The sequence below is a fragment of the Arthrobacter sp. UYEF20 genome (assembly GCF_040546335.1).
GTDB lineage: Bacteria > Actinomycetota > Actinomycetes > Actinomycetales > Micrococcaceae > Arthrobacter.
The window spans coordinates 91944-105804 of sequence record NZ_JBEPNP010000004.1 but is presented as its reverse complement, the minus strand read 5'-3'; the positions used below and the strand labels follow the sequence as shown (position 1 = coordinate 105804).

The 13861-nt window shown below is 67.0% G+C and carries 10 protein-coding genes and 2 tRNA genes; 3 read left to right on the top strand and 9 right to left on the bottom strand.

Annotated elements, in window-relative coordinates; all coding sequences use genetic code 11:
• Window positions 1-44 precede the first annotated feature (44 nt).
• The gene (locus ABIB26_RS06290; RefSeq protein ID WP_354240617.1) at window positions 45-1751 is read right to left on the bottom strand and encodes a glycoside hydrolase family 13 protein; all 1707 of its coding nucleotides are present in this window, start codon (window positions 1749-1751) and stop codon (window positions 45-47) included.
• 104 nt (window positions 1752-1855) lie between these two features.
• Between ABIB26_RS06290 and ABIB26_RS06285 the strand changes: the two genes are divergently transcribed.
• Window positions 1856-3094, top strand: a complete 1239-nt coding sequence (locus ABIB26_RS06285) for an ROK family protein (RefSeq protein ID WP_354240939.1) — start codon at window positions 1856-1858, stop codon at window positions 3092-3094.
• A 74-nt stretch (window positions 3095-3168) separates the two neighbouring features.
• On the opposite strand, the gene ABIB26_RS06280 is transcribed toward ABIB26_RS06285, so the two are convergent.
• The 4 genes from ABIB26_RS06280 to yidC all read right to left on the bottom strand — a co-directional run bounded on the left by ABIB26_RS06280 (window position 3169) and on the right by yidC (window position 7300).
• Window positions 3169-4740 carry a Na+/H+ antiporter gene (locus tag ABIB26_RS06280; protein WP_354240937.1) on the bottom strand — a complete coding sequence of 524 codons (1572 nt, stop codon included), beginning with the start codon at window positions 4738-4740 and terminating at the stop codon, window positions 3169-3171.
• Between the two features lie 110 nt (window positions 4741-4850).
• Window positions 4851-5510 (bottom strand): NAD(P)H-binding protein, encoded by a 660-nt coding sequence (locus ABIB26_RS06275; protein ID WP_354240615.1) that lies wholly within the window; start codon window positions 5508-5510, stop codon window positions 4851-4853.
• A gap of 117 nt (window positions 5511-5627) precedes the next feature.
• A complete protein-coding gene (locus tag ABIB26_RS06270) occupies window positions 5628-6119 on the bottom strand; it encodes a hypothetical protein (RefSeq protein ID WP_354240613.1) in 492 nt (163 codons plus the stop codon).
• A gap of 347 nt (window positions 6120-6466) precedes the next feature.
• On the bottom strand, window positions 6467-7300 hold the full coding sequence (yidC, locus tag ABIB26_RS06265; RefSeq protein WP_354240611.1) for a membrane protein insertase YidC: 834 nt from the start codon (window positions 7298-7300) through the stop codon (window positions 6467-6469).
• Window positions 7301-7557: 257 nt separating this feature from the next.
• Here yidC and ABIB26_RS06260 point away from each other — a divergent pair, with 257 nt between their 5' ends.
• Both ABIB26_RS06260 and ABIB26_RS06255 read left to right on the top strand, forming a co-directional pair.
• Window positions 7558-8691: an ABC transporter permease gene (locus ABIB26_RS06260; protein WP_354240610.1), complete on the top strand. Its 1134-nt coding sequence runs from the start codon at window positions 7558-7560 to the stop codon at window positions 8689-8691.
• A gap of 118 nt (window positions 8692-8809) precedes the next feature.
• Window positions 8810-9511, top strand: a complete 702-nt coding sequence (locus tag ABIB26_RS06255) for an ABC transporter ATP-binding protein (protein ID WP_354240609.1) — start codon at window positions 8810-8812, stop codon at window positions 9509-9511.
• 514 nt (window positions 9512-10025) lie between these two features.
• Here the strand turns inward: ABIB26_RS06255 and ABIB26_RS06250 are convergent.
• The 4 genes from ABIB26_RS06250 to ABIB26_RS06235 form a co-directional block, all read right to left on the bottom strand.
• Window positions 10026-10595, bottom strand: a complete 570-nt coding sequence (locus ABIB26_RS06250) for a hypothetical protein (RefSeq protein WP_354240608.1) — start codon at window positions 10593-10595, stop codon at window positions 10026-10028.
• A 485-nt stretch (window positions 10596-11080) separates the two neighbouring features.
• The gene (locus ABIB26_RS06245; RefSeq protein ID WP_354240606.1) at window positions 11081-12919 is read right to left on the bottom strand and encodes a galactose oxidase family protein; all 1839 of its coding nucleotides are present in this window, start codon (window positions 12917-12919) and stop codon (window positions 11081-11083) included.
• A 515-nt stretch (window positions 12920-13434) separates the two neighbouring features.
• Window positions 13435-13511, bottom strand: a tRNA-Met gene (locus ABIB26_RS06240).
• Between the two features lie 62 nt (window positions 13512-13573).
• Window positions 13574-13645 (bottom strand) — tRNA-Thr (locus tag ABIB26_RS06235).
• Between the last annotated feature and the right edge of the window lie 216 nt (window positions 13646-13861).

Here is a 13861-nt window from a genome sequence, read left to right as displayed (position 1 = left end):
CGGGGCGGGCAACTTGCTGTGTTCGGGGCCTCCGGACGCGTGGCTCACCGCAGCCAGGCGGTGGTGTTGCCAGGCAGGAGATTCCCGTCGAGTGGTCCGCTGCTCAGGAGCACGTCACCGGCGGGCAGTTCCACCGGTTCGTCGCCGAAGTTGGTCACCGTCTGCCAACCGCCCTGGCGGCTGAAGTGCAGGACGTCGGCGTTGCCGGTTTCGAGCCATTCCAGTTCCTCCGAGGTCTGCAGTCCGCGGCGCAGCTTGAGGGCCTTGCGGTAAAACTCCAGGGTGGATCCTTCCACGCCGTCCTCGGCAGCGACCGCATAGCGGCTGAACCAGGCCGGCTGCGGCAGGTGCGCCCCGCCGTCGCCGAAGCCGAAGGAGCTACCGTCAACGGCCCAGGGCAGCGGCACGCGGCAGCCGTCCCGGCCGATCTCGACGCCCTTGTTGCGGAAGAAGGTGGGGTCCTGGCGTTCGGAGTCGGGGATGTCCGCGACTTCCTGCAGCCCGAGTTCCTCGCCCTGGTACAGGTACGCGGAACCGGGCAGGGCGAGCATCAGCTGGGTGGCCGCGCGGGCGCGGCGCAGGCCGAGTTCGACGTCGAGCTCCTCGGCCGAGGCGCCGGCCAGCAGCCAGCCCTTGCCGTCCTGGCCTTTGGCGTGCTGGCCGCCGGTCTTGGGCAGGCCGTAGCGGGTGGCGTGCCGGACGACGTCGTGGTTGGAGAAGACCCACGTGGATGATGCCCCGGACTCGGTGGCTTCGGCGAGGTTCCGGGTGATGATTTCGCGGAACTCGTCGGCGTCGAAGTCGGCCTGCAGGAGGTCGAAGTTGAAGGCCTGGCCGAGGCCCTGCGGGCTGGCGTAGCGGGCGCGGCGGCTGGCGTGGACCCAGGCCTCGGCGACGGCGGTGCGCGGCGGGTTGTATTCGTTGAAAACCTCGCGCCATTCGGCGTAGATCTCGTGGACTTCGTCGCGGTCCCAGAACGGGTGCGAACCGTCGTCGAAGCCGTCGGCGGCGCCACTCTCCGGGCCCAGTTCGAGCCGGGAAAGCAGCGGCTCGGTGAGGTCCTTGGTCAGGGCGTGCGCCACGTCGACGCGGAAGCCGTCCACGCCACGGTCGGACCAGAAGCGCAGGGTCTTGAGGAAGTCATCGCGGATCTCGCGGTTGGACCAGTTCAGGTCCGGCTGTTCCTTGGCGAAGATGTGCATGTACCACTGGCCGGGTGTGCCGTCCGGTTCGGTGATGCGTTCCCAGGCGGGGCCGCCGAAGACCGATTCCCAGTCCGAGGGCGCAATCCCGCCGTCCAGCCCAAGCCCATCACGGAAGATGTAGCGGTCCCGGGCGGCGGATCCGCGCGGGGAGGCGAGGGCCTCCTGGAACCACATGTGCCGGTTGGAGGAGTGGTTCGGGACGATGTCCGCGATCAGCTTGATGCCGGCGGCGTGCAGTGCGGCGGACATCTCATCGAAGTCCGCCAGCGTGCCGAGCTTGGGGTCCACGTCGCGGTAGTCGTCGACGTCGTAGCCGCCGTCGGCCAGCGCCGAGGGGTAGAACGGGCTCAGCCAGACGGCGTCGATCCCGAGTTCCAACAGGTACGGGACCTTGGCCGTGATGCCCTTGATGTCGCCCAGGCCGTCGCCGTTGGAGTCGGAGAAGCTGCGCGGGTATATCTGGTACACCGATGCCTGGCGCCACCAGTTGGGATCGGCTGCGAGGTTGGAACCGGACAGGGTTGCCAGCGTGGCGGTGGTGGTCAAGGGAGATTCCTTCGGGCTCGGAACAGGATTCTGGTATTTTAGATACAAGCTAAATCTATTGCCTGAACAATTATGAGTCGGGATTCATGGGAGGTCAAGATTTGATGCCGCAGGCAGCCGCCGCCACCCCGCAGCTGTTGCGCCGGGTCAACGCCCAGGCGGTCCTGAGCTATGTCCGAAGCACCGACGTGGCAACCGGCACCGAGCTGATGGCCCGGACCGGGCTCACCAGGGCGTCCGTGATTGCCGTCTGCGAGGACCTGATCCGGCGCGGCTGGATCCGCGAGCTGGACGCCCCCCAGCGGGACAAGGTCTCGCCCGGCACCCCGCGGAAGGGCCGGCCGGCCCGGCGCTTCGAACTCAACCGCCAGGCGGGCTACGTCCTCGGCATCGATATCGGCGCTGCCACCACCACGGCCGCCGTCGCGGACCTCCGCGGCACGGTGGTGGGCCGCTCCAGTGAGAGCTTCCGGGCCACAGACATCCCCGCGGAGGAGCGGATCGGCGTCGTGGACCGGGCCTGCCGGCAGGCGCTGGCTGCGGCGGGGACGAATCCCGCCAAGGTCCTGGCAGCCGGGGCCGGCATCGCGGCTCCGGTGGACCGCGACGGCAACGTCCTGGTGACGCAGCACTTCTGGAGCCTGTTCGACGTCGGGCTCCGCTCCGCCTTCAAGGAGCTGCACGGCTGGACGGTCCTGCTGGAGAACGACGCCAATCTCGCCGCGCTTGGCGAACGCTGGCGCGGTTCGGGCAAGGGCGTGGACGACCTCGTGGTGCTCCTCGCCGGCGAACGGCTCGGTGCCGGTGTGATGGAGTCCGGCCGGCTGCTGCATGGCCGGGGCGGCGCGGCCGGCGAAATGGGCTACCTGGACATGGTCGAGGGCGTGGGCTCCAGCGACGGCATCGCCAGCCTGGCACGGCAGTGGTCCGCGGCTGGCGGCGGGCCGTCAGCCGGAGGCACACAGGATGGCGGGCCCCCGGCGGAAGGCGGGCCCGCGGCGGAAGGCGCGGCCAGCGCCCGGCGGGTCTTCGAGGATGCCCGCGCCGGGGACCCCGCGGCGTTGCAGGTCCTGGACCGGATCTCGGAGCGGATGGCGCGGGTCATTGCCTCGATAGCAAGCCTGATCAACCCGGAGCAGGTGGTGATCGGGGGTGCCGTAGCCGAGTCGGCCGGCGTGCTGCTGCCCCGCATCGGCGCCCTGCTCCCCCGCTTCACCGCGACCCCGCCGCGGGTCACGGTCTCCCCGCTGGGCAATTCGATCGTCACTATGGGCGCCATCCGGCATGCCTTGGACTACGTGGAGGAGAATGCCCTGGAGCTGGAGCTTCCTGCGCCGGCGTGATCGCTCCAGGGATCACGCCTGGTCCACTCCGGCAGGGGCGCTCGCAGGGACTCCGGCCGGGACTCCGGCCGGGACTACTCCGGCATGATCATGGTGCGCAGGTCCAGCTGGCGCAGCACCCGGTCCGCCACCTCAGGATCCATGTCCGGTTCGTTGCGCGCCGCCACGACTTCCTGGCGCGCCGCGTCGAGCGCAATGGTCTGCACGGCGATCGCGAGTTCGCGGCCACGCTTGCGTTTCTCCCCCACGCTTTCATTGCGGAGGCTGCCGTCAAGCAGTTCGGCGTGCAAGCGGGTCATTTTTTCCTTGACCAGCGCCACCTTTTCGGCCGGCAGCTCCTTCATGAGCTCGTTGTCCTTGAGCGCCGCGATTGCAGCCTGCTGGGCGCGTCCGGCCAGGACCCGGGCGGCGTCGCGTTCTTCCGAACCGTCCCCGGAAGCCTTGAGGACCCGCATCAGCCACGGAAGCGTCAGGCCCGGGAGCACCAGGGTGGCCAGCAGGACCGCGCAGGCGATCACGATCAGCTGGCCCCGGGCCGGGAACGGGCTGCCGTCGGCCAGCGTCAGCGGGAGAGCCAGGGCAAGCGCCAGGGTGGCCAGGCCGCGCATGCCGCACCAGGTGAGGATCAGGACTTCCTTGGCGGAGGTGGGGCGCAGCGAATCCTTCTTGGTGCGCGACAGGCCGGACATCATAGCCAGCCAAGCGAACCGGACCGCGAACGCCAGCACGCAGATCACGACGGCGGTGCCGATCATGTCGAAAATGCCGGTGCCTTCTTCCCGGATAACCTGCCGTACTTCCAGTCCGACGAGGCCGAAGGCCAGCCCGGTGACCAGCAGTTCCACCACGTCCCAGAAAGCCGTCCGGGTGACCCTTTCGGCGGCATCCTGCGGCCTGGAATGGCGCTGCATCTCCAGGGCGGTGACGACGACGGCGATCACACCGGAAGCGTGCACCTCTTCGGCCAGGATATAGGCGGCAAACGGCACCACGAGGGTGACGGCGCTGCGGGCCACCATGGACTGCACGAGCCGGGTGATCAGGCTGGTGAGCCAGCCCATGCCGATGCCCACCAGGACGGCGGTCGCGGCGCCAAGCGCAAACTGCAGGACAACGCCGGGGCCGATCTTCGTGCCGGAGACCGTGGCGGCCACCGCGGCCTGGAAGATGACGATGGCGGCCGCGTCGTTGAAGAGGCCTTCGCTTTGCAGCACAGTGATGAGCCGGCGCGGCATATGGACGCGCCCGGCGATCGATTCCACGGCCACCGGATCAGGCGGAGCCACCATGGCGCCCAGTGCGATGGCGGCGGGGATGCCGATACTCGGGATCATGAGCCAGGCCGCGCCGGCGACGACAACCGTCGAGACAACCACGAGGGCGACGGCCAGCATCAGCAGGCTACGCCAGCGGACCCTGAAGACAGCCCACGAACTGCGCTGCGCGGTGGCGAAGAGCAGCGGGGGCAGGAAGATGGGAAGGATCAGCTCCGGCGAGATCTCCATCTCCGGAAACCCCGGAATGAAGGTCAGCGAAGCTGCCAGGATCAGCATCAGGACCGGGAAAGGCAGCCGCAGCCTGTCCCCCACGCCCACAGCCACCACCGTGGCCAGCAGCAGTCCTATGATGAGTGCCAGCTGGTCCATAAGCTCACTTTCCCCAGAAGTCATCGCGGCCGCCATCCGTTCCGGAGGCGTCGACCGCCCCCACCACTTTATCGGGAAGCGGGCCGGACCTTACCGGGGGCCGACGGAGGCTAGGCCGAGGCCTCCAGAGCCGCCGCGATGGGCAGGCTGCCGTCCCGGAATTCGATGGTGCGCCTGATCGTGGCGGCCAGCCCCAGTGCCGCGGCCGCGACGAGCGCGACATTGGCGCGGGAGGTCTCCTTGCTTTGCCAGGTGCCGTCGGGGTTGACATCGATCAGGCCGTTGCCGGGGCCGTCGGTGAGCGAGCCGGGGCCCAGGATGGTCCAGTCCAGGCTGGTGCCGCGGAGGTAGGCGTCCGCGGCGGCTTTGGCCTCCGCATAGGCGTAGAAACCGTTGTCCTCGGGGACACCGTGGTCCGGCCCTGCGCCGAGGTAGGACACCATGATGTAGCGTCCGACGCCGGCGTCCCCCGCCGCGTCCATCGAACGGATAGCCGCGTCACGGTCCACCGCGTAGGTGCGCTCGGGGCTTCCGCCGCCGGCGCCCGCGGACCACACCACGGCGTCGTGGTTCCGCAGGGCCTCGGCGATCTCCGCCGTCGTCGAGTTCTCAACGTCCAGGACAGCCGGCGTCGCGCCGGTGGCCGCGACGCCGGCCGCATGGTCCGGGTTGCGGATGAAGGACGTGACGTCCTGCCCGTCCGCTGCGAGGATCCTGGACAGTTCCAAAGCCACTTTTCCGTGGCCGCCGACGATTGCGATTCGTGTCATGGACCCATTCTGGCCCACTTCGCCCACGCTGGACCCGGCCAACTCTTTCGCGGGGGGTCCCGACGGTGCCAGGCCGTCCGGCCGTTCAGGCGGCAGTCCACCGGATCAGTCCAGGGACTAGCCAGGAGCCGGGGCAACCCAGAATTTCTGCACCTTGGCTGCCGCAGTCCTCAACTGTTCACCGGTCACGATGATGGATTCCTCCTTCATGCCGATGTCATCCCATTGCGCAACCACGCGCGTGTCCCCGCCCTGGGGCAGCGGCCAGAGCCAGAACTTGGTTGACAAGGAGACCTCGTCGTCACTGCCCGTTCCGCCGCCGCCGCCCGACATCAGCAATACCGGCCCGGTCACCTGATCCGTGCCGTCAAACATCCCCGGGAACAGCTGGGTCGTCGTCGCCTTCCGTCCATCGGGAAGGGCGACGCCGAACCGAAGGGCACCGCCGCGGCCGTCTTCCGAATCCAGTCGGTAGCGGCCCCGGTTGAAGCACTGATCAGTGACCGTGCTCCAGTCGCGATCCGACTCGGTCCCCCGGCGGACAGACCAGACAACCTCGATAAGACAGCCCGTGGAAAAGACCTCGACACTTTTCGCGGCCATGACCATTTGTGCGGACCGGTAAAGAACTGCCCCAAGGAGACAACAACGGGCAGCTCATCCGCTGGCGGGCCCGCCCAGACGGGCGGCACGTGCTTTGGCGGGCGTGGCCTGTCCGGCCGTTCCGGAAGATCATCAAAGAAGGACATTCCATCATCCTCGCACCACCGTCAATACCGGCCCCACCGCCACCAACGGGCACGAACGGTGCAGGCGGCGGGGAAGGGCATACGTGTATTTCGGGAGGGGATGGAGAGGAGTGGCGAGCGGACGGTGCGGAGTGGTGACTGGACCGTGGGTGTCAGCCGGACCGCTTCCGGCGGCTGGATTGTTTCAGGTTTGGGGTGCGGAGCTCCTCAGGGCTGACGCTGTCCGGCATGACCCCTGCCGTGACCGGGCGCCCGCGGGTCAGTGACGAAGAATTGTTGCGCCATGGTCCAGAGGTTCGTTGTGGTCCAATAGATCAGGACACCGATGGGGAAAATGATGCCACCCACGCCGAAGACGACCGGCAGGCTGTAGAGCATCATTTTCTGCTGGCGCAGGAACGGGCTGGCCGTGGCCTCCTCGGACAGGTTCCTGGCCATGATCAGTTTCTGCGCGATGAGCTGCGATGCCGTCATGGCAACGATCATCAGGATGGTCAGCACCGTGACCGCAACAGCGTCACCGCCGCCACCGTGGAGCAGGGACGCGGACAGCGGGGCGCCGAAGATGCTGGAATCGTTGAACTGCACCACTTGGTCGTGGCTCATCGCTCCGATGCCTTGGCCCCTACCGGCCGCCGTCGCAATGCCTGATAGCACGGTGAAGAGTGCGAAGAAGAACGGCGTCTGGATCAGTAGGGGCAGGCAGGCCGAGAACGGGTTGGTGCCGTGTTTCTTGTATAGGGCCATCTGTTCCTGCGCCATGGCCTGCCGGGACAGCTGGTCGGTCTTGCCCTGGTACTCGTCCTGGAGCTTCTTCAGATCCGGCTGCAGGAGCCGCATACGGCGCTGGGCGTCGATCTGCTTCACGAACACGGGAATGAGGCCGGCACGGATGACCAGCACCAGCCCGATGATGGACAGGGTCCACGTCCAGCCGTTCGCCGCCGGCAAGCCGATGACGCCCAGACCCTCATGGAAGCCCACCATGATGGCGGACACAAGCCACCTGAACGGAAACATGATTGTGTCAAAGAACTCCATCCGATATCCCCATTCGTCGGTGCCGCAAAGCTACGGCGAAACGAGGCACTTGTCACGCGCTCGTGTTGTGGCGGGGTCGCCGTCGAATTCAAACCGGCGCCGCAGCCCGACGCCCCGGGTCAACCAAATGGTTGACCCGGGGATCAACCGTTGATCCGCCGCGTATCAACCAACTGCGCGATGGCGCCGGCACCGGCCCGCGGAAGAGTGGACACAAGAGCCTTTCGGCCACCAACAGCCACTGAAAGAAGAACAACGTGTTCCTTGCTATCCGCGATATCCGCTTTGCCAAGGGCCGGTTCGCCCTGATGGGCGGCGTCGTCGCCCTGATCACCCTGCTGCTCGTCATGCTCTCGGGACTGACGGCCGGCCTGGGCGACCAGTCGACGTCGGCCATTGACAAACTCGGCGCCGTCAACGGCAGCGCCGTCGACTCCAGGGCGGTGGACAGCATCGTCTTCGGCGCCCCCGGCACCAACGCGCCCAAGGCCTCCTTCACCGAAAGCGAAGTCACCGCCGCGCAGGTCGACAGCTGGAAGGACCGGGCCGGCGTACGAAACGCCGAAGCCCTGGGCATCAGCCAGACCCGGTTCCAGGCCGTGGCCGCCGACACCGGCGCGGGCACCGGCACCACCAACGTCGCCGTCTTCGGCGTCGCACCGGACGGCCAGCTGGCACCCTCACACGTCACCGCCGGCACGGTCGTGATCGGCAAAACGGCGGCCAAGGCCCTTTCCCTGAGCATCGGGGACAAGGCCAGCGTCGGCGGAATCGAACTGACCGTCAGCGCCGTGGTCGAGGACCAGTGGTACTCCCACACCAGCGTCGTCTGGACCGTCCTTCCCACCTGGGCAAAACTCGCCCACCTGACCGACCCGGAGCAGCTCGGAACCGTCGCCGCCATCACGTACGAGGACGGCGCCACCGTTGACGAGGCCGCCGCCAACGCCGCAGCCCACACCGTGAGCGCTTCGCGCACCGGATCCTTCCAGGCACTGGGCTCTTATAAGAGCGAGAACGGCTCCCTGACGCTGATGCAGGCCTTCCTCTACGGCATCTCCGCCATGGTCATCGTGGCCTTCCTGACCGTATGGACCGCCCAGCGGACCCGCGACATCGCGGTCCTGAAGGCCATGGGAGCATCCGGCAGTTACGTCCTGCGCGACGCCATCACCCAGGCCGCGATCGTCCTACTGGCCGGGGCTGGAATCGGCGGCGGGATCGGCATCCTCGGCGGCTACTTCGCAGCCCAGGCAGCCCCCTTCCTGGTCAACCCCGCAACGACACTCCTGCCCATCCTCGGAATCATCGGCCTCGGCCTGGCCGGAGCGGCACTGGCCGTCCGCCGCGTCACCAAGGTCGACGCCCTGATCGCCCTCGGCGGGAACTAAAACTCTCCGCAGCCAGCTGGTCCCGTCTGCGGCCAGCCGGTCCCGTTCGCGGCCGAACCACAGATTCCGCCTGCGCACATTCTGAAAGCTTGAGCACATTCTGAAAGGAAGTAACACCATGTCCTCCACCCCCAGCCCCCTGAACCTCGTCAATGTAACCCTCGAATACCCGGACGGGGACGGAACCATCAAGGCCCTGGACGCCGTGAACCTCACCGTGCAGGCCGGCCAGATGATCTCCCTCGTCGGACCCTCCGGGTCCGGAAAATCCAGTCTTCTGGCCGCCGCCGCCACCCTCGTCCGCCCCACTCATGGACTGGTGATCATCGACGGCACCGACGCCACCGGGCTCGCCGACAAGGACCTCACCGCGCTACGGCGGGAGAAGATCGGCATCATCTTCCAGCAGCCGAACCTGCTCGCGTCCCTGACCGCCGCCGAACAACTCATCATCGGCGACCACCTGCGCGGAAAGTCCGTCGCTGCCGCCCGGGCCAAGGCCGCCGAACTCCTCGACGTTGTCGGACTCAGCTCCAGCGCCAACAAACGCCCGCACCAGCTCTCCGGCGGCCAGCGCCAGCGGGTCAACATCGCCCGCGCCCTGATGGGCGATCCCAAGGTCCTGCTCGTGGACGAACCAACCGCGGCCCTGGACCACGAACGCAGCGACTCCATCGTCCGGCTCCTGCGCCGCGTCACCGACGACTTCATGGTCGCCACGGTCATGGTCACCCACGACACCGAATTCGTCCCGCTGACCGACTCGGTCGCCACCATGCGCGACGGTAACCTCACCGCTCCCGTGCTGACGACGGTCTGATAGGCAGTATCCCCGCCTACGTCGGGCAGGAAGATCCCCGCCTACGTCGTGCAGGAAGGGCGGCCCGCCAACCGGCGGGCCGCCGTTTCTGAAGGCTCCGCCGTCATAGGCGGCGGAGAGTGGTTGCCGTGGACGGTGAGCAGGGACGGTATCCACCCACTCCCTCAGACCGGCGGCAGTCACGTCGGTGGCCCGGACGTCCTCCCGCCGGCTTTGGAGGTAGTGTGTCCACGCCGCTTCGTAGGCTTGTTGGGACCCGGCGCCTATCCGGTTCTCTGTGGACCGGTGACCTGGACGAACACCTCCTCGGCGACGTTCGATGAGAAGCCGGTCTGCGCGAAGGGCCGACTCTGGATAATACGGGCACGGGCGGCGGGGCAAACTTCCCCAACGGATCGGTGTCATCGTTGTCCGGGTTCGGGTTGCGCCCAGCATTCAGCTGAGGCCTTCCCGCCATCAGCGGAGTAAAACCCAACCTCTATCTTGAGGGATCGAGCACCCTGACGCGGATCATCTAGCGGTCCGTGTTGAACTGCATACACAGGTTCCGGCTGGCGTAGGTGGCGGCCGCCGCCGCGTTTTCGATGTCCAATGGACCCGGACCCGCCGTAGTCCCAATTTCCGACCAGTTCTTACCCTCTGAGAAGAGCGTGCAGGAAGCGCCGCCGTCCTTCAGGAGCACCTCGTCCGACGGTATGTCCCCACGCCAGACCTTCTTCACGCCTTCAAGGTATGTCCTCTGCGCGGACTCGTCATCGAATTCCGGAGCTACGGACTTAGCGGGTGCGGGTGCAACGAGCAGCGGGCCGATCGGTTCCGGGGCGGCGGGCCCGGTCTCTGCGGATGACGACTCGCCTTCTGCCGGGGCGGGTGCCGGGAGCAGCGGAGCGATCTGCTGCGATGCGTCTGCGCTCGCGGTCTCTGCAGGTACGGGTTCGGTTGTTGCGGGTTCGGTCGTTGCCGATTCGGTAGGTGCCGATTCGGTAGGTGCCGATTCGGTAGGTGCCGATTCGGTTGCCGCCGGGGCTGAGCATCCAGTGATTCCGAGCAGAGCAACAAGCACGAGTCCCGCAAGTTTTCCCATGCCGTGAGTGTAGCGGCTGGATCCACGAATTAACTGGATCCACAAATTAATACATCACGCCCCAGAAGGCACCCGTGCCGAATTCTCTGGCACGCTGCAGGACTTCGGCCTTGCCGCCCTCCCGGGGCAGAACCCGGTCATCACGTTCCGGGCCAACCAGCCCGCCGTCACCCAGGCCGGGGCGGTGCTGGCCACGAAGGACATCCAGGTGGTCCCGAACAGCGCGGGTGGCTGGTCCGTGTCGTTGGCGGCGACGGAGACCTCGCCATCGGGGGCATCTGGTACACGGTGGACATCAACCGGCTCGACCCGGCGAGGAACTTCATCCAGGTGGACTTCCCGGGATAGCGGCTGTTCGTCCCGTCCCACCTCACCACTGCCCCGCACGCGTTGCGCTATCACTTATCGCGGCTGCGGGGCCTCAGAGGGACTCCAGGTGACAGCGCAACGGAGGATCTCGCGCGCACCACCCTGTGTCGTCGTCATCAGCTGATCATGATCGTCGAGGCGACGCTGGGCACTCCGTTGGCGTCCATTGCGAAGAGCAGATAGCTGCCCGGCACCAGCACGCCGTGGTCCGCCGGCAAGTTCAGCGAGGCGGTGTTGCCCGACACCGCGGTTGCGGTCAGCGGGATCCGCCGCTGGTCGGTGTTCACGGTGTGGGTCACGGTGCTCATCCGCATCAGGGAGAAGTTGGTGACGGGCGCTTTGGTGGTCACCGAAATTGTGCTGCCGGCCGCGGCGGTGGCCGGTGCGGTCACAATCGCTGGCCGGGTGCGTGCACTGCCGTCGGCGTTCAACAGGTAGGGCGGGGTGAAAATTTCGCCGTCCAGATGGTTGGTCGTGCAGGTGTTGCACAGCCCGCCACCGCCGACGAAGACCCGGGCGTCGGGAAGCAGCAGGCCGACTCTGTGATACGCCCGGGGGATGGCCATCGGGGCCAGCGTGGTCCACTTTCCGGTTGCCGGGTTCCAGATTTCCGGGGCCATCCTGGCGCCGGTGTCCGTGAACTGAACCGGGGTGGCCTGACCGCCGACCACGAGAACCTGGCCATCGGGCAGCGCGACCCCGTTCGCGAACGACCGGGTCACGGCCATGTCTGCGGTCCGGGCCACTTTGACACCGTTGTTGATGTCGATGGTGTACGCCCGCGCCGTGGCGGGGGTTTTCTCGTAGGCGGTCGCCCCGCCCACGGTGAGGATCTTTCCGACGTCGTACATCACGGCGTCACCGTTCATCGCGTCCGCGCTGTCAGCCCGGAGTCCGGCCGAGGTGATGCTGCCCTGGCCGGTGGTGGAGATCCAGTTCATCTGGCGGCTCGGCCCCGCGTGGAACACGCGGCCACCGGGGGCGGCAAACAACCAGGGGTGATTGTCGGAAGTGAAGCCGCCACGGGGATCGTCGGTCAGGATGTTGTCCACCAGGACATTCGGCAGCTTTCGCCAGCCGCCGGCGGCGGACCACACCTCGCCGTTCTTGTTGCCGATACCGCCGGACCACGAGCCGCCGATGGTGAACACCTCACCGGTGGAGGTGGTCACGTTGCTGTGGAAGCCGCGGGCGATCTTCATGTCCGGCCCCGGGCTCCAGGTGTTCGTCGCAGGGTTGTACAGGCTGGTTTTCGTGCTGCTGCTGCCGCCGCTGACCATGATCCTGCCGTCCGGTAGCAGCGAGGTCCCGGGGCAGAACATGTCGTGACCGGTGTTGGACACCTGGGTCTGGCTCACCTTGCCGGTGGTGAGGTCCAGGATGGACGTCTGGGTGTAGCCCCTGTCGCCACCGAAAGCGGTGGGGGCATAGGCGGACCAGGTCAGCAGCTTGTTGCCGGGCAATAGCGCCGCCGCGACCGGGACGATCGGGAAGTTGATCGTCGGACCCCAGGACCCCCGCGACCCACCTGGCGCGGGCGGCGGGTTGCCGCTCTGGCCGAGGAGATTGATCTCCGCGGCGCTGCTCCAGGGCCCGCGGTTGCCGGCCTCGGTGGTCGCAGTCAGCCGGACGTACCGGGCGCTGACCGGAGTGAAGGCCACCGTCTTCTCCGCACTCGTGTCCGGCCACATGCCGCTGGCGACCGGGCTCCAGATGGCTCCATTGGAGCTGACTCCGATCGAATAGGCGCCGACCCGTCCTTTCACGTTGGAACGCGGGAGATAGCGCAACCCCGAGATGCTTCGCGTCACCTTGGTGTCGATCGTGATGGTGTGCGGCAGCGGGATGGCAGGTGCGGTCCACTTGCTATGCCAGAACGTGGCAGCATTGCCGTCGAGCACGTTGCTGGCTCGCCCGTTCTCGCCGGCCACCTCTTCATCGCTGGCACTTGCCACCCAACCGGCGGGCTGTGCAGGTGCGATACGGCCGCGCTTGGGGAGTCGCGCGGAGCCGCCGCCACATACCCCATGATCAGGAGGACTGTCACCAGAAGTGTGGATGCGCGGAGAATTCCAACACGCGGCGCCTCCAGGATCACTGGCCCCCGCGTTCCGCCGCCGCCAGCCCGATGCCGGCCGGCCGTCGGCCCCAAATTGAGGGATCGAACCAGTGTGGTGCGGCGCCGCCGGAAGGAAGCACGCGGGCGCCCCTGGCTGGAGTGCCTCCCAAGGGATCTGGTCACGGGGAAGAGGATCGGCGCTGTTCTGCGATCCATCTGCGCCCCCTTGCAGTACTGGTCCTAAGTCACAAGACAGACGCTAGGAAGAGCAGCTTGGGAAAACCTTGGGCGGGCAGACGCGACATTGCGCGCGGTAACTGGCGTAGGGGGCGTCTCGGGAGAAATTTCCCCGATCAATCCCATCAGCAAAACAAAAACCCCCGGACTCTCAAGGAATCCGGGGGTCTTATCTGGTAGCGGTGGGGAGGCTCGATCTCCCGACCTCACGATTATGAGTCGTGCGCTCTAACCAACTGAGCTACACCGCCATAAATGAGGAAAACCTGTGCTCAGCCGGTCAAAAACCGCCTTGACACAGGCCCTCATCCAGAGCCCCCCACCGGAATCGATCCGGTGACCTCGTTCTTACCAAGAACGCGCTCTACCACTGAGCTAGGGGGGCAACGAGTAAATACTCTACCGGAAGATTGCCCGCTCAACAAATCGGCTCCCGGGCCGGGCCGGGCCCGCCGGAAACAGCGGAAATCCGGGCCCCAGGGGCCTCCGGCCGGCCCGGGAACGGACCCGGGAACGTCCTCCGGGGCGGATGTGACGAAGCGAACTTAAGCAAGAACGGGCCGGCTGGAAGCCGGCCCGTTCTCAGTTCACCTTAGAACCA